Source organism: Kaistia dalseonensis, assembly GCF_030814715.1.
GTDB classification, from domain to species: Bacteria; Pseudomonadota; Alphaproteobacteria; order Rhizobiales; family Kaistiaceae; genus Kaistia; species Kaistia dalseonensis.
In genome coordinates, this window is sequence record NZ_JAUSVO010000001.1 from 464876 (window position 1) to 481879 (window position 17004).

The following is a 17004-nucleotide window of genomic DNA, read 5'->3' on the forward strand; positions in this document are numbered from 1 at the left end:
AAGGCGGACAGAGTGGGGCGGGCCGTCGGCGCCGCATTGCGCTCATCCGTCGCGGTTGGCGGACAGCGTGTTCAGCGTGTCGCGCAACGTCACGATCGCGCCACGCAAGGCCTCCGCCTGCTCGCGCGACAGACGCAGGCTGACAGCCATGTCCTCGGTCACGGCGCAGGCGTCATGGAGCAGGGCGCGACCCTGCGGCGTCAGCGAAACGCGCACCTGCCGCTCGTCGGCCGCGTCGCGCCGGCGCGCGATATGGCCGGCCGCCTCCAGGCGCTTCAGGAGCGGGGTCAGCGTGTTCGATTCGAGAAAGACGCGCGCGCCGATGGCGCCGACCGTCATCTCGTCGGCCTCGCCCAGCGCCAGCAGCACCAGATATTGCGGATAGGTGAGGCCGAGCGGATCCAGGATCGGCCGATAGGCGCGGTTGAAGGCGCCATTCGTCGAATAGATCGCAAAGCAGAGCATCTGGTCGAGGCCGATGCCCTCATGGGACGTCGCAGACTGTGCCACGGCCGGGGTCTCCTGTTTGACCCGACAACATAGATCGCGCACGATATAATCGGAAGCGCTCCAGGCGCATGGCTCCCATGCCGAGATGTACATCGTCAACGATTAGATCGTGTGCGATGTAAACCGGGCCGGCGAGATTGCGCCGCACCGATTTCGAAAGGCGCGCAGCCCGCGTGCCGCACCCAGGAGCAAGAGCATGTCCGTTCTCTACACCGCCGCCGCCACCTCGACCGGCAGTGGCCGCGAAGGCCACACCACCAGTTCCGATGGCCGCCTCGACCTGCAGCTCAACGTGCCGAAGGAAATGGGCGGCAATGGCGGCCCGGGCACCAATCCCGAGCAGCTCTTCGCGGCCGGCTATTCCGCCTGCTTCCTGAGCGCGCTGCGCTTCGTCGCCGGCAAGGAGAAGGCCAAGGTTCCCGACGGCACGACCGTCACGGCCGATGTCGGCATCGGTCCGAAGGGCGAGGGCTTCGGCCTCGAGGTGACGATGGAAGTTTCGCTGCCGGGCCTCGATCAGGCGGCCGCCGAGGCGCTGGTCGCCAAGGCCCATGCGGTCTGCCCCTATTCGCAGGCGACGCGCGGCAATATCGACGTCAAGCTCGCCGTCACGGTCTGAGCTTCGGCCAAAACGAAGAGACCCGCGCCGAGGCGCGGGTCTCATCATGATTCTGTCGGGCGATCCGCTCAGAAGAAGGAGCGGCGCTGCCACCAGCCGGAGCGCTTCGGCCGCGTCTCGTCTTCCGCGTCGGGCTCTTCCTCCGGCTGCGGCTTGGTGTCGGGCCCATCGACCATCGATTCGTCGTCGAGCGCCTCCGGGTCGTCGCTGTGGCGCGCCATGTCGTCCTCGGTGGTGACATGGAGGCCCTGCGCCTCGTCTTCCGGCTCGTCGTCCTCGTCGTCACCGACTTCCGGCATGTCGAGTTCGGGCTCGTCGCCGATCTCATCGAGGAAGGGCGCTTCCATCTCGCCAATATCGGCGACGGGAATATCCTCCGCGATCAGCCGCTCGCCGGCATCTTCCGGATCGATGTCGCGAATGCCTTCGTCCTCGACCTCGGTATAGGGGCCGGACTGGACCTCGCCGGTCTCGTCGATCAAGAGCGCCTTGTCGGCATCGTCGACCGGGATCGGAACGCCGGCATCGTCGAGAAGCTGCGGAGCCTCGCCTTCGCCGGCCTCACCCGCCTCGCCACGACGACCGCGGCGACCGCCACGACGACCGCGGCGACGGCGACGCTTGTCGCCATTCTCGTCCGTGCCGTCGCCCTCGCTGCCTTCGGCGCCGTCGGCGGCTTCACCCGCTTCCGTCTCGCCGCCCTCGGCAGCTTCGCCGCCCTCGGCAGCTTCGCCGCCTTCGGCCGTGCCGTCCTCATAATCGCCGGACTCGTCGGAGCCCTCGTCATCCTCGCCTTCGGACTGCTGAGCATTGTCCTGGCCCTCGGATGCCGAAGCCTCGCCACCCCGCCGCCGACGACGCCGCCGGCGCTTGCGCCGTGCTCCGCCCTCGTCGGTCTGGCCCTGCGGCGTGGTCGCGGCGGCCGCGGCCTCCTCGGTCTCGACCTCGTCCTCGGCAACGGCCTCTTCCGGCTCGACCTCGGCCGGCTCGAAGGAGTCCGGATGGATGATCGCCAGCGTCGCGGCCGGAACCTCGCGCGGGATCACGGGCTCGCCGCGCTCCAGCGTGTAATGGGTCGCGGACGTCACGGTCTCGTCGGCGAGCACGGTGATCGACACACCGAAGCGCGCCTCGATCTCGGCCAGATGACCGCGCTTCTGGTTCAGTATGTAGAGCGCGACGGCGGTCCGCGTGCGGATCGTCAGATTATGCGTCGCGCCCTTGAGCAGATTGTCCTCGATCGAACGCAGCACATGCAGCGCCACGGAGGCCGGCGCGCGGACATGGCCGGTGCCATGGCAATGCGGGCAGACTTCCATCGAGCTTTCGACGACGCCGGTGCGGATGCGCTGGCGCGACATCTCCATCAGGCCGAAATGCGAGATCCGGCCGACCTGGATGCGGGCGCGATCGTTCTTGAGCGCCGTCTTGAGCTTGTTCTCGACCGCCCGGTTGTTGCGCTTCTCCTCCATGTCGATGAAGTCGATGACGATCAACCCGGCGAGATCGCGCAGCCGAAGCTGGCGCGCGACTTCTTCCGCCGCTTCCAGATTGGTCTGGTAGGCGGTGTCCTCGATATTGTGCTCGCGCGTCGAGCGGCCCGAGTTCACGTCGATCGCGACGAGCGCCTCGGTCTGGTTGATGACGAGATAGCCGCCCGATTTCAGCGTCACCTGCGGCGAGAACATCGCATCGAGCTGCGGTTCCACGCTGTAGCGCGCGAAGATCGGCGGGCCCTCGCGATAGGGCTGGACGTTCTTGGCATGGCTCGGCATGAGCATGCGCATGAAGTCCTTGGCCTCGCGATAGCCTTCCTCGCCGGCGACGAGAACCTCGTCGATATCCTTGTTGTAGAGATCGCGGATCGACCGCTTGATCAGGCTGCCTTCCTCATAGACGAGCATGGGCGCGGCCGACCTCAGCGTCAGCTCGCGGACATTCTCCCAGAGGCGCAGCAGATATTCGAAGTCGCGCTTGACCTCGGCCTTGGTGCGCGAGGCGCCGGCCGTGCGCAGGATGACGCCCATGCCCTCCGGCACTTCCAGATCCTGGGCGACTTCCTTCAGGCGCTTGCGATCGGCGGTGTTGGTGATCTTGCGCGAAATGCCGCCGCCACGCGCCGTGTTCGGCATCAGGACCGAATAGCGGCCGGCGAGCGAGAGATAGGTGGTGAGCGCCGCGCCCTTGTTGCCGCGCTCTTCCTTGACGACCTGGACCAGCAGCACCTGGCGGCGCTTGATCACTTCCTGGATCTTGTACTGGCGCGCACGCGCCCGGCGCCGCTCCGGCAATTCCTCCAGCGCGTCTTCGGCGCCGACGGACTCGACCTGATCCTCGGGATTCTCTTCGTCGTCGTCGTGGCCGATTTCCTCGACGCTGTGGTCGGAGGCCGGCGCATCGAGCTCGTGATGGTCGTCATGCGCCTCGCCATCGCCCTCGGACGAAGGCGCTGCGGCCTCCGTCTCGGCGGCGTGGGATTCGCCCTCGCCATGGGGCACGGGCTCGCCGGACGTCTCGGCCTCGTGAGCGACGGTCTCGCCTTCGGCCGACGCTTCCGCCGGCGCGCTCTCCTCGGAAGAGGAGGGCTCGGCCGTGACGGTCTCGGCCGGTGCTTCCGCCGGCTTGGAGCGGCGGCTGTTCTTGTGGCGCTGCGTCGCGCGCTCCTCGGCCTCGCGCTCCTCGGCTTCCTCGGCGTCGATCAGCGCCTGCCGGTCGGCGACGGGGATCTGGTAATAATCGGGATGGATTTCCGAGAAGGCCAGGAAGCCGTGACGGTTGCCGCCATATTCGACGAAGGCCGCCTGCAAGGACGGTTCAACGCGGGTGACCTTGGCGAGATAGATATTGCCGCGGAGCTGCTTGCGGCTTGCGGATTCGAAATCGAACTCCTCAACCCGGTTTCCGCGCACCACCACAACCCGGGTCTCTTCCGGGTGGGTGGCATCGATGAGCATCTTGTTTGCCATATTGGAACATCTCCATGGCAAAACCGCGCGAGACTGCGGCCGGCGCATTGCGCCGACGCCGCGCCGATCGCGGTTCTGCCATCGTGGGGGGAAAATGGTGCGCAACCGCCAGCGCCGATACCGCCCATGGCACCGGACCGGCTATGGCCGGGTCCAGTTTGGTGGGGCGGGAAATCGTCGGCGAGAACATGGGTACGCGCTTCGAGCCTCTTAATAACAAGCCCGGCACGGGAACCCGGCCGGAAGGATCGGCTGCAAGCACGGGAGCGCTTGCGGCCGCGGATCGCAGGCGGTCTCGTCATGCGCTCAAGAAAAGGAGTGAGCCATGCGCGGCGAGGATGCCTGTCCCATCCCCTTAACCGTGGGCCGAACTGAGCGCTGAGCATCGCCGAAAGGAAGCATGCCGTTGACCGGCTGCTTCACCTCGGACGCTTCACCGCATCGTGCCGGCGGCGCCATGAAGAGCGGCCTACCGGTTTGGAGGATGAATTCCACCATCTCTTTTATGGAAGGCGACGATTCTTGGCAAGGATATTGGCAAGCCGGCACAGGGCGGGCCTTGCTGCCTAAATCGGCGGCAATCCGCGGCGATGGCCTGGGGAGCATTTGTTTGCGAGCCAATTTATCAACACGGGGTTAACCATTCCTGCCTAATCGTCTACACAGCGGAGCCAGTGCTGGTGGGGCGCCGGACGACACGGGCAGTATGCTGAAACAACGACAACCGAGCTCCGATCGGTGCGTATCCCCCCGATCGATGGCGTTTCGAGCGGTCGCCGCCCTCGCGCTGCTCATCGCCGCGCCATGGGATGGCGGAACCGCCGCCCACGCCGAGGAGACGGCACCGGCCACGACCGAGGCCGCCGCACCCGCCGACACATCTGCAGAGACACTTCCCGCGACACCTCCCGCCGCGATGACGATGCCGCCGGCGCCGCAGAACGTCACGGCGAGCGAGGCGAGGGTGGTCGGCGACGGTGCGCGGACGCGCTTCGTGATGGACCTTTCCGACGCCACCGCGCTCACCGTCTTCCCGCTCGACAAGCCGGACCGCGTCGTGGTCGACCTGCCGGAAGTGCATTTCACCTTGCCCGCCGATGCCGGCAAGACGGGGAAGGGGCTCGTTTCGGCCTTTCGCTACGGCATGATCTCGGCCGGCAAGTCGCGCATCGTGCTCGATGCGACCGAACCCGTCTCCGTCGACAAGGCCTTCGTGCTGCCGCCCGCCGACGGCCAGCCCGCCAAGCTCGTCATCGACCTGGTGCCGTCGACGCGGGCGAAGTTCACGGAAGCCGTCCGGCAATATCGCGATCGCGACCAGCAGACGGTGGCGGCCCCCCCAGCCGAGGCGCCGGCCATTCCCGCGCCTGAGGACGGCAAGCTGCGCATCGTGCTCGATCCCGGCCATGGCGGCATCGATTCCGGCGCCATCGGCAAGTCGGGCACGCTCGAAAAGGACGTCGTGCTCGCCTTCGCGCTGACCCTGAAGCAGAAGCTCGAGGCGAGCGGCCATTACGAAGTGATGATGACGCGCGCCGACGACACCTTCATTCCGCTCGGCGGGCGCGTCGTCTTTGCCCGCGCCCGGCACGCCGATCTCTTCATCTCGATCCATGCCGATTCGTTCTGGGGCAGCGATATTCGCGGCGCGACGGTCTACACGCTGTCGGAGAAGGCCTCGGACCAGATGGCGGCGCAGATCGCCGAATCCGAAAACAAGTCCGACATCCTCGCCGGCGTCGACGTGCCGGAGGACACGAACGAGGTTTCCGACATCCTGATCGACCTTGCGCGCCGCGAGACGAAGAATTTTGCGGTCGTCTTCGCGCGCAACATGATCAAGGAGCTGAAGCCGGATGTGCGGCTCTTCAAGCACGCGCACCAGCAGGCCGGTTTCATGGTGCTGAAGGCGCCGGATGTGCCGTCCGCGCTGGTGGAGCTCGGCTATCTCTCCAATGCCGAGGACGAAAAGCTGCTGACCTCCGACGATTGGCGCGACAAGACGGCGATCGCGATCAACCGCGCCGTCGACGACTATTTCCGCATGCGGGTCGCCCAGTCCACCACGGGCAGCATCACGGCCGGGGTCGCCGAACCATGACGCGACGGGCGGGACAAGTGTTGCCGCAGCGTCGCGCCGGGGTCGATATCGGACCTCGTCCCTTGCCGTTCTGCGGCTGCGCCCAAGTTTCTCCACAAAGCGACTGGAAGAACGGACGCATCGGGTCTATCGAAGCCAGACAAACTTGCATTAACCGACCCGATGGAGCTGGCCGTTTGCGGCAGCATCGTGCGGGTCGCGGTCGCGTCAGGGACGTGGTCGTGAATGTTCGAGAGCTGCGGCCGTCCCGGCGAAGACTTTCGGACGAATCAGGGAACTCTGGACCGGGGTTCGCTTCGTCGGCTTGAGCGGGACGCCGGCGGGCGGACCAGCGGGGAACGCGAGCGACATGTTTCTGCGACTGATCGGTTACTTATTCGGGATTGGCGCCGTGTTTTTCTTGGTGGTTGCAGCGGGTGTGGCCTGGTACGTCTCGGGCTTGACGGGTGGATTGCCTTCCGTCGAGGTCCTGGCGAAGTACGAGCCGCCCGTGATGACGCGTATTCACGCGGCCGATGGCCAGCTTGTGGCCGAGTATGCGCGCGAGCGCCGTCTCTATCTGCCGATCCAGGCGATCCCGGACCGGGTCAAGGCCGCCTTCATCTCGGCCGAGGACAAGAATTTCTACAGCCATTCGGGCCTGGATTATTACGGCATCCTGCGCGCCGGCCTGCAGAACATCTCGGCGCTCTCGTCCGACAAGCGCATGATCGGCGCCTCGACGATCACGCAGCAGGTGGCCAAGAACTTCCTGCTCACCAATGAGCGCACGATCGACCGCAAGATCAAGGAAGCGATCCTTTCGCTCCGCATCGAGCAGGCGAATTCGAAGGACAAGATCCTCGAGCTCTATCTGAACGAGATCTTCCTCGGCCTCGGCTCCTATGGCGTCGCGGCCGCCTCGCTCTCCTATTTCGACAAGTCCGTGCACGAGCTGACGCTCGCCGAGGCCGCCTATCTCGCGGCCCTGCCCAAGGGCCCGAACAACTATAATCCGTTCCGCTATCCCGATCGCGCGATCGAGCGGCGCAACTGGGTCATCGACCGCATGGTCGAGAACGGTTTCGCCACCAAGGACGAGGGCGATGCCGCCAAGGCCTCCCCGCTCGGCGTCAAGACGCGCACGGCGAGCCCGCACATCTTCGCCGCCGACTATTACGTCGAGGAAGTGCGCCGCCAGCTCATGACGATGTATGGCGAGAAGGCGCTCTATGATGGCGGCCTTTCCGTCCGCACCTCGCTCGATCCGGCCATGCAGGTCATGGCGCGCCAGTCGCTGATGGGTGGCCTCGTCACCTTCGACGAGCAGCGCGGCTGGCGTGGCCCGGTCAAGAACGTGCCGATCGACGGCGATTGGGGCGAGGCGGTCGGTTCGGTGCCGGCGCTCGCCGACCTGATCGAATGGCGCCTCGCCATCGTCACCGGCGTTTCCAAGGACGAGGCCGAGATCGGCCTGCAGCCCGGCCGCAGCGAAACCGGCAAGCTCCTGCCCGACCGTGAGACGGGCGTGATCCCCGCATCCGAGATGAAATGGGCGCTGGGCGGCAAGCGCTCGGTCGACAGCGTGCTGAAGGTCGGCGACGTCGTCTATGTCGAATCGGCCGATGGCAAGCCCGGTTCCTATCGCCTGCACCAGATCCCCGAGATCGAGGGCGCCATGGTCGTCATGGACCCGCATACCGGCCGCGTGCTCGCGCTCGATGGCGGCTTCTCCTATTCGGCCTCCGAGTTCAACCGCGCCACGCAGGCGCTGCGCCAGCCGGGTTCGTCCTTCAAGCCGTTCGTCTATTCGGCCGCGCTCGACAATGGCTACACGCCGTCGTCGGTCGTCATGGATGCGCCGATCGAGATCGATCCCGGCTTCGGCCAGCCGATCTGGCGGCCGGAAAACTACGCGCAGAAGTTCTACGGTCCCTCGACGCTCAGGACCGGCATCGAGCAGTCGCGTAACGTGATGACGGTGCGTCTCGCGCAGGACATGGGCATGCCGCTCGTGGCCGAATATGCGAAGCGCTTCGGCGTCTACGACAATCTCGGGCCGTTCCTGCCGAACGCGCTCGGCGCGTCGGAGACGACCGTGATGAAGATGGTTGCCGGTTATGCCGTGTTCGCCAATGGCGGCCGCCAGGTGAAGCCGACGCTGATCGACCGCATCCAGGATCGCTTCGGCAAGACGATCTTCAAGCATGAGGAGCGTGTCTGCGAGGGCTGCGAGGTCGATAGCTGGACGCATCAGGACGAGCCGGTCATCGAGGATAATCGCGAGCAGGTGCTCGACCCGATGACCGCCTACCAGATCACTTCCATGCTGGAAGGCGTCGTGCAGCGCGGCACCGCGACGGTCGTCAAGCAGGTCGGCAAGCCGATCGCGGGCAAGACCGGCACGTCGAACGACTATAAGGACGCCTGGTTCATCGGCTATTCGCCCGACCTCGTCGTCGGTGTCTTCATCGGCTACGACAATCCGCGCCCGATGGGCCGTGGCATGACGGGCGGCGAGATCGCGGCCCCGGTCGCGACCGAGTTCTTCAAGATGGCGCTCGCCGACAAGCCGGCCATCCCGTTCCGCATGCCGGAAGGGCTGACGCTGATCCCGATCGACCGCAAGACCGGCATGCGCGCCAGCGCCGACGGCGCGAACACCATCCTCGAGGCGTTCAAGCCCGGAACCGGCCCGCCCGACACCTATTCGATCATCGGCCAGACCGATGCGAACGGCCAGCCGCTGACCGTGGCGCCGGAAGCGGACCGGGCCGTGATCTCGGGAACGGGCGGGCTCTATTGATCCCGCCGGCCGTTCCGGCTGTGCAGAGCTGAAAGACCATCGCGGCCGCCTCCGGGCGGCCGCTTTGCATCGTGAGGCACCCATATCACGCGCCGTGCCCGCGCCGCGCTGGCTTCGGGCGCCGGGCCGGGGCATGCGCTCGCCGGGGCAGAGGCGGTGCTCGGCGCGCGCGTGTCCGTATCGGCCGCCTATACCGGCGATCGGCCCCCCCGCGAAGGTCAGATCGCGGCACGCCGTCGCATGGCCTGTCCGCCCGGCAGGCGCGGCCGGCGGGCGGGGCAGGGCGCGCTCGTAATCTCCAGGAAGATCAGCAGGATGCGGGCGTTTCCGGAATCGATTCCGAGGCGGCGATGATAGTCATTGTGGACCGGAATTCACTTGACGGACGAGGCGCTCTGGCGCACCTGAAACATGTCGAGCCGACCCCGATTTACAGGGCGCGGCACCAATCGGAACCCCAAGCTTCATGTCGAGCGACAGTAGCAGTCGAATGCTGATGCCGTCCGTGGCCCGCATGGCCTGATCGCTCGCGATCAGCTCACCATGATCGGCACGGCGGCCGATCAGGGAAAGGTGAGCGATGGAAGAACGCGCCCGGGACGACCGTGCCGAGATCCGCGATGACGTGCTCAATCTCGAGCACGGCCATGTCGCCGATGTTGTTGAACATCTGAACGACCAGGAGCCTGAGGACGCTGCCGAACTGATCGGCAAGCTGCCGGATGAGCGTGCGATCGAAATTCTGGACCAGCCGGAATTCGAGGACTCGGCTGAAGTCGTCGCCAACCTGCCGATCGAGCGCGCCGTGGCGCTCCTCGCCGGCATGTCGGCCGACCGGGCCACCGACCTCCTGACCGAGGTCGAGGAGCCGCTGCGCTCGGAACTGCTCGCCCGCCTCGATCCCGAGACGCGCAATGCCGTCTCGCATCTCGCGAGCTATCCAGAGGGCAGCGCCGGCGCCATCATGACCACCGAGGTCGTGAGCGTGCCGACGACATGGACCGTGGGCGACACGCTGCGCCATATCCGCGTCGTCGAGAAGAGCCGCGAGACGATCTACACGATCTGCGTGCTCGATCCGAAGACGAGGGCACTGGTCCAGACCGTGACGCTGCGCCGCCTGATCACCGCCGATCCGGCCGCGCCCGTCCTCTCGGCCGCGCGGTACAGCAAGCCGATCACCGTCACGCCGACGACCGACCAGGAAGAGGCTGCCCGCCTGTTCTCCAAATACGACCTGCTCGCCGTCCCGGTCGTCGATGACGCCTATCGCGTCATCGGCATCGTCACGGTCGACGACATCATCGATGCGATCTTCGAGGAGAGCACGGAGGACGCGCAGAAGTTCGGCGGCATGGAGGCTCTGGACGAGCCCTACATGGACATCAGCTTCCTGAAGATGATGAAGAAGCGCGCCGGCTGGCTCTGCGCGCTGTTCCTGGGCGAGATGCTGACGGCGACCGCCATGCAGCATTTCGAGACGGAACTGGAAAAGGCGATCGTGCTGACGCTGTTCATTCCGCTGATCATGAGCTCCGGCGGCAATTCCGGCTCGCAGGCGACCTCGCTGATCATCCGCGCGCTGGCGCTGGGCGAGGTCAAGGTCAAGGATTGGTGGCGCGTCGCGCTGCGCGAGCTGCCCTCGGGCCTCGCGCTCGGGGCGATCCTCGGCACGATCGGCATCATCCGCATCTCGGTCTGGCAGATGCTGGGCCTCTATGATTACGGCCCGCACTGGATCCTGGTCGCGCTCACGGTCGGCACCGGCCTGCTCGGCATCGTCACCTTCGGCTCGATGTCGGGCTCGATGCTGCCCTTCCTGCTGAAGCGCCTCGGCTTCGACCCGGCCAGCGCCTCGGCGCCCTTCGTCGCGACGCTGGTCGATGTCACGGGCCTCGTGATCTATTTCAGCGTCGCCGTGGTGATCCTGAGCGGAACGCTGCTCTAGGCTCATCCGATCTTGCCGTCATCCCGGCCTGTGCCGGGATGACGGCGGCGGTCTCGTGCCCGAGGTCGTCCGTGTCTCAGCGCTTCTGCAGCTCGATGATGTCGAACTGCGATTCATATTGCGGCAGCGGCAGGTCGAGCCGGTAGCGGCCGGGCCCGGTCCTGAAGAAATAGCCGACCTGGTCGCGGTCGGCGGCCGTGCCGTAGCGCTTCGGCTTCTCGTCGGCATAGTGCGCGGCGCCGTAATAGATCAGCCGCGTTTTCGCCTCGTCGATGAAATGGCCGGCGAAGCGCTGCGAGCCTGAGGTCTTGGTCAGCCGGTAGCCGATATCGTCCTCGTCGATGCGGCAGTTGAACCAGCCATAGACGGTGAGCGGCGGCTCGCCGCCGAGCTTGATCGTGCGGCAGCGATAATCGCCGCGTATGTCGACGCCGAGAATCGGTTCCGCCTTCGCCGCGAGCAGCGTGTCGAGCGTGGCGACGTCGGCCGTGCCGCCGCCCTGGCGCGCCGTGGCGACCGCCGCCTTCTTCGCCGTCTCATACTGGGCGAGACGCGCCTTGTCGGCCTTGGTCAGCGTGCGGTCCGCCATCGTGCCGTCGGCGTGCGCGGCGCCGGGCAGGACCATCGGCAGCAGGAGCGCCAGCAGGCTCAGGCGGGCGCGGATCGGCTTCATCATGAACATCCTCCATGGCCATGTCGGTTCGGCCAGATTGGTTTACATGGGGGCGGGGCGTCACTATGTTGCCCCACCCGGCGGGGAGACCCGCCACGAACGAGAGATGGACGACCTTATATGCGGGCCGAGATCGAGACGATCGTCGACGAAATCAAGCAGGGCATAACCCTGCTGAGGAGGCATCTTTGACTGGGATCGTGCCCAGCGACGCCTTCTCGAACTGAACGCACTCTCCGAGACGCAGAACTTCTGGGACGATCCGCAGAAGGCGCAGAAGCTGATGCGCGAGCGCCAGGGGCTCGAGGACGGCATCAAGGCCGTCGAGACCAGCGAGCGCGAGCTCGCCGACAATATCGAGCTGATCGAGCTCGGCGAGGCGGAGAATGATCCCTCGATCATCGCCGATGCCGAGGCGGCGATCGTCGCGTTGAAGGGCGATATCCGGAAGCGCCAGATCAATTCGATGCTGTCCGGCGAGGCCGACGGCAACGATACCTATGTCGAGGTTCATGCCGGCGCCGGTGGCACGGAAAGCCAGGACTGGGCCAACATGCTGCTGCGCATGTATACGCGCTGGGCGGAGAAGAACGGCCGCAAGGTCGAACTGCTCGAAGTCCATGACGGCGAAGAGGCGGGCATCAAGTCGGCCACGATCCTCGTCAAGGGCGAGCAGTCCTATGGCTGGCTGAAGACCGAATCGGGCGTTCACCGTCTGGTCCGCATCTCGCCCTATGACAGCAGCGCCCGCCGGCACACCAGCTTCGCCTCGATCTGGGTCTATCCGGTGGTCGACGATTCGATCGATATCGAGATCAACGAGAGCGATTGCCGCATCGATACCTATCGCGCGCAGGGCGCGGGCGGGCAGCACATCAACACGACCGATTCGGCCGTGCGCATCACGCATATTCCGTCGGGAATCGTCGTGCAGTGCCAGAACGAGCGCTCGCAGCACAAGAACCGCGCCGCCGCCTGGGACATGCTGCGCTCGCGCCTCTACGAGGCCGAGCTGGAGCGCCGCGAGGCGGCCGCGATGGCGACCGAGTCGACCAAGAAGGATATTGGCTGGGGCCACCAGATCCGCTCCTATGTCCTGCAGCCCTACCAGTTGGTGAAGGATCTCCGGACCGGCGTCGAAAGCACCGATCCGCAGACCGTCCTGAACGGCGAGCTGAACGATTTCATGGAAGCGGCCCTCGCCCAGAGGCTCGGCGGTGAAGCGGTCGACGTGGCCGATATCGACTGAGCGACCGGCGCGCTCTGCGTCCCATGATGATGCATGACGAGAGCCGGCAGCGGTGAGCGCTGCCGGCTCTTTCGTTTTCGCGCGCTGTCGTCTGCGTATCGTGATGCTCGACAGGCCAAGGCGGTGAAGGCACAGTCGCGGGCCTGACAACGGCGCGGGGTGAACCGTGGATCTCAGCGAATACAGCGCCTTGGACGGTCTCGATCTCGTCGAGCGCATCGAGCGGCGCGAAATCGAGCCGCAGCGGGTTCTGGCGCTCGCGTTGGAGGCGGCGCGGGAGGTCAACCCGTCGATCAATGCGGTCGTCGGCTTTGCGCCGCAGGAGGCCGAGCGGGCGCAGGAGGCCGATTGCCTGACGCGGCCGATGGCGGGGCTGCCCTTCCTGATGAAGGATCTCGGCGCGACCGTCGCCGGCCTGCGGCAGGATATGGGCAGCCGGCTCGCGAGCGGCTTCGTGCCCGATGCCGACAGCGAACTGGCCGCGCGCTACAAGCGGGCGGGGCTCGCCATATTCGGCCGCACCAACACGCCCGAATTCGGCCTGAACCCCTCGACCGAGCCGCTCTTGCACGGGCCGACGCGCAATCCCTTCGACCCGACGCGCAGCGCCGGCGGATCGAGCGGCGGTGCGGCGGCAGCCGTTGCATCCGGCATCGTTCCGATCGCGCATGGCACGGATGGCGGCGGCTCGCTGCGCTGCCCGGCATCGGCCTGCGGCGTCTTCGGCTTCAAGCCCTCGCGTGGCCGCATGCCCTCGGGGCCGGGCGCGGACGAGTTCGGCTATGGTATCGTGGCCGAGCACGTGATCACGCGGTCGGTGCGCGACAGCGCCCATATGCTCGATCTGACGGCCGGCGCCGATATCGGCTCCCGGCTGGCGCTGCCGTCGCCGCCCACCTCCTATCGCGAAGCGGCCGGACAGGACCCGCGCCCGCTGCGCATCGCCGTCGTCACCGATCCTCCTGCGGGTGGACCAGCCACCGATCGTGACTGTATCGAGGCGACGCTGGCCGCGGCGCGGCTCTGCGAGGCGCTTGGCCATCAGGTCGAGGTCGCGACCCTGCCGGTCGGAGCGGAGGAGATCGCCTCCGTCTTCGGTGATTTGCACGGCTTCGCCTTTGCCGGCGAAATCCCGTTCCTGGAGCGGCTGACCGGCCGCACGGCCGATGCGGATACGCTCGAATGGGCGTCCTGGCAGGCGCTCCAGCACGGGCGGGGGATGACGGCGGTCGATTTCGAACGTGCGCGGCGGCTGCACAATGATCTCGCCCGGCGCATGGGACGGTTCTTCGCGCCGTTCGACATTCTGCTCTCGCCGGTGCTCAGCAGCCCGCCGGTCCCGCTCGGCTTCATGGACGCCAATGACAGCGCGCTCGACTACCGCGCCATGACGGCGAAGTTCTTCGAGATCATGCCCTTCACGCCGATCTTCAACCTGACCGGCCAGCCCGCCATGTCGATGCCGCTCCATATGTCGGAGGGTGGCCTGCCGGTCGGCGTGCAGTTCGCGGCGAAGCTGGCGGAGGAGGCGACCTTGTTCAGCCTCGCCGGCCAGATCGAGCGCGCCGCGCCCTGGCGCCACAGGCGGCCGGCGATCTTCGCGGGCAACGCCGCAATGCCTAGCTGACCCAGCCGGGGATCGGCCCGTCGGTCCGCACGGAACGCTCTGCTGTTGCCGGCATTGGGTTCCCGGATGCGGTGCGCGTCAACTGGACCCGGTGGGGACAGGGAACAAGGCGATTTTTCCAGTTTCTCGCCTTGGCCAACGAAACGGCAGTCGAGCCCTCAAACCGCCCGCCCGCGATCCACGGAGTTCGCCACCTCCTACCCAGAGGTTGGCGGGCTCTTTCATGCCCGGGCCGGCGCGAGCGTCACAGCCAGACGGCGATTTCCTGGCCGATGGTCAGGTAGCGCATCGGGTCGATCGGCTCGCCATTGATGCGGATTTCGTAATGGAGATGCGGCCCGGTCGAGCGGCCCGTCGAGCCGACGCGGCCGATCTTGTCGCCGGGGCCGACCTTGTCGCCGTCCTTGACCGTGATGGCCGAGAGATGGCCGTAGCGCGTGATGACGCCATTGCCATGGTCGATATCGACCATGTTGCCATAGCCGCCCGAGTTCCACTGCGCGGCCACCACGGTGCCGGCTGCGACGGCGCGGGCCGGCGTGCCGTTTGGGGCCTGGAAGTCGATTCCCGGATGCATGGCGGGACGGCCGAGGAAGGGATCGACGCGGGCGCCGAAGCGGCTGGTGATCGGGGCGTTGCCGAGCGGGCGCTTGAGCGGCAGGGCGAGCGCGATCTTGCGCGCCATCGCATAGCGCTCGAGCTGGCCCTGCAGCGTCTGGACGCGGAGCTTGAAATCCTGGGCCGAACCTTCGGGAAGGGGAATGAAGGGCCCGCCGACATCCTGCGTCGCGAGCGATTTGGGGATCGGCCGGCCGAGCTTCTTCAGCACGGAGGCGATGCGCTCGGTGCGCTTGGCGAGGCGGTTGCTCATCGTGTCGACGACGGCGACCTGCTGGTTCTCCATGGCGGAGATCTGCTTCTCGATCCGTGCGAGCCCGCCCTCGGACAAGGCGGCGCGCGGGGCCGGAGCGATGCTGCCGGTGATGTCGCCGAGCGCGACGTCGGGATTGGCGACCGGCGCGATCGAGGCCTGCGGCTTCAGCGCCTTGGTCGATACGGGCGGAATGTCGAAGCCGGCGCGGCGGGCCGCTTCGGTCAGCTTCGCCAGCATGTCCTGCCGCTTGCCCAGCGCCTGCTGGCGATCGAGCAGGATATCGACCTTCTGCGCCACGGTGGCGTGGTCGGCGGCGCGGCTGCTGTTGATCTGGTCGATCTGCTCGCGCAGCGTCGCGATCTTTTCCTCGTAATTCTGCTTCTTCAGCGCCTGCGCCTCCAGCTCCTGCTGCTGGCGCAGGGTCTCCTCGCGCGTAGCGGTCACGGTTTTCAGATCGTCGCGGAAGACGAGATAGGCGGTCGCGCCGAAATAGAGCGTCAGGAAGAGCAGGACGCAGATGCCGCCGAGCACGATGGTCTGCGGACGGAAATGGATGGCCTGGGTCCGGTCGCCGCGCTCGATGACCAGCCGCGTCGATCGGCTCCGCACATGGCGCGGCACGGCTTTCGGGCGGCGCGGATCTCTTCGGTGCAAGTCCGGAAGGGGGCTTGGCATACGCGGATAGACCTCGACGACTGCAATGAACACCAGCCCTCGGAGGTGAGGGCCGCGCAGCGATTAGAGGCCCTCATGGTTAAGTCTTGGTTACCCGGCGCCCGACATGTTGAAGTTACTCAGCGCCCGGCGGGGCGAACGAGCGGGCGGTAGAAGCCGGGCGTCAATCCCGCCTCGGCGCGCGCCGCATCGTTGAAGGGCGGCTTCAGCGGGCCGCGGAAGTGCTTGATCACGAGCTGGCGGAACAGCGGCTCCGGCGCCACGCCGCGCCGGTCGCACAGGAAGCGGAACCATTTGCAGCCGAATGCGACATGGCGCCGCTCGTCGCGATAGATGGTGGCGAGGATATCGGCGCTCGCCCTGTCGCCGACCTCGATCATCTTGTCGATCAGGGGCGGTGTGACGTCGAGCCCGCGCGCCTCCAGCACCAGCGGCAGGATGGCGAGGCGCGCGGAAAGGTCATGCCCGGTCTCCTGCGTCGCCTGCCAGAGCCCGTCATGGGCCGGCAGGTCGCCATAGGCGGCACCGAGCTCCTTCAGCCGCGCGGCGAGCAGGGAGAAGTGCTTGGCCTCCTCCAGCCCCACCTGCACCCAATTGTCGAAGAAGGAGCGCGGCATCGAGGCATGCGCGAAGCGCCCGACCAGGTCCCATGTCAGGTCGACGGCATTCAGCTCGATATGGACGAGCGAATGGATGAGCGCGATGCGGCCATGCGGGGAGACGGGCGAGCGCTTCGGCAGCTCGCGCGGCGGCACCAGGAGCGGACGTTCCGGCCGGCCGGGCCGATCGGGCATGATGCCGTCATTCGGGCCGGTCGCGAGCGACAGGCGGCGGCCGAACCAGGCCTTGGCGGTCGCGAAGGCGAGTTCGACCTTTTCATCGAGATCGGCGGCCGCGACAATGCGCGAGGCCGCAGCCGCGAGGCTCGCCGGTGGCTTTGCAGACATGGGTCTATCGGCCGGGCATGAGTGTCAGTC

General features: G+C 66.7%; 11 protein-coding genes. 6 read left to right on the forward strand and 5 right to left on the reverse strand.

Annotated elements, in window-relative coordinates:
• Positions 1–42 precede the first annotated feature (42 nt).
• Entirely contained in the window at positions 43–510 is a 468-nt protein-coding gene (locus tag QO014_RS02120) for a MarR family winged helix-turn-helix transcriptional regulator (RefSeq protein ID WP_370877065.1), read from the reverse strand.
• A gap of 196 nt (positions 511–706) precedes the next feature.
• Between QO014_RS02120 and QO014_RS02125 the strand changes: the two genes are divergently transcribed.
• Positions 707–1129, forward strand: coding sequence for an organic hydroperoxide resistance protein (locus tag QO014_RS02125; protein ID WP_266346993.1), 423 nt, complete (start codon positions 707–709; stop codon positions 1127–1129).
• Positions 1130–1197: 68 nt separating this feature from the next.
• Here QO014_RS02125 and QO014_RS02130 read toward each other — a convergent pair whose 3' ends face one another.
• Positions 1198–4095, reverse strand: a complete 2898-nt coding sequence (locus QO014_RS02130; protein ID WP_266346994.1) for an Rne/Rng family ribonuclease — start codon at positions 4093–4095, stop codon at positions 1198–1200.
• Positions 4096–4852: 757 nt separating this feature from the next.
• Between QO014_RS02130 and QO014_RS02135 the strand changes: the two genes are divergently transcribed.
• The 3 genes from QO014_RS02135 to mgtE all read left to right on the forward strand — a co-directional run bounded on the left by QO014_RS02135 (position 4853) and on the right by mgtE (position 10929).
• The gene (locus tag QO014_RS02135; protein ID WP_266346995.1) at positions 4853–6196 is read left to right on the forward strand and encodes an N-acetylmuramoyl-L-alanine amidase; all 1344 of its coding nucleotides are present in this window, start codon (positions 4853–4855) and stop codon (positions 6194–6196) included.
• A gap of 349 nt (positions 6197–6545) precedes the next feature.
• The gene (locus QO014_RS02140) at positions 6546–8981 is read left to right on the forward strand and encodes a penicillin-binding protein 1A (RefSeq protein WP_266346996.1); all 2436 of its coding nucleotides are present in this window, start codon (positions 6546–6548) and stop codon (positions 8979–8981) included.
• A gap of 580 nt (positions 8982–9561) precedes the next feature.
• Positions 9562–10929, forward strand: coding sequence for a magnesium transporter (mgtE, locus tag QO014_RS02145; protein ID WP_266346997.1), 1368 nt, complete (start codon positions 9562–9564; stop codon positions 10927–10929).
• Positions 10930–11005: 76 nt separating this feature from the next.
• On the opposite strand, the gene QO014_RS02150 is transcribed toward mgtE, so the two are convergent.
• A complete protein-coding gene (locus tag QO014_RS02150) occupies positions 11006–11605 on the reverse strand; it encodes a DUF4893 domain-containing protein (protein WP_266346998.1) in 600 nt (199 codons plus the stop codon).
• A gap of 117 nt (positions 11606–11722) precedes the next feature.
• Between QO014_RS02150 and prfB the strand changes: the two genes are divergently transcribed.
• Together prfB and QO014_RS02160 are read left to right on the forward strand one after the other, a co-directional pair.
• A protein-coding gene (gene prfB / locus QO014_RS02155) for a peptide chain release factor 2 (RefSeq protein ID WP_266346999.1) occupies positions 11723–12851 on the forward strand; the annotation gives its coding sequence in 2 pieces (ribosomal slippage) (positions 11723–11791 and positions 11793–12851; 1128 coding nt in all).
• A gap of 166 nt (positions 12852–13017) precedes the next feature.
• Complete coding sequence (locus QO014_RS02160) at positions 13018–14478, forward strand: amidase (protein WP_266347000.1); 1461 nt, start codon at positions 13018–13020, stop codon at positions 14476–14478.
• 244 nt (positions 14479–14722) lie between these two features.
• On the opposite strand, the gene QO014_RS02165 is transcribed toward QO014_RS02160, so the two are convergent.
• A complete protein-coding gene (locus QO014_RS02165) occupies positions 14723–15973 on the reverse strand; it encodes a peptidoglycan DD-metalloendopeptidase family protein (protein ID WP_266347001.1) in 1251 nt (416 codons plus the stop codon).
• Positions 15974–16146: 173 nt separating this feature from the next.
• Positions 16147–16974 carry a ferritin-like domain-containing protein gene (locus tag QO014_RS02170; protein ID WP_266347002.1) on the reverse strand — a complete coding sequence of 276 codons (828 nt, stop codon included), beginning with the start codon at positions 16972–16974 and terminating at the stop codon, positions 16147–16149.
• Positions 16975–17004: the final 30 nt, after the last annotated feature.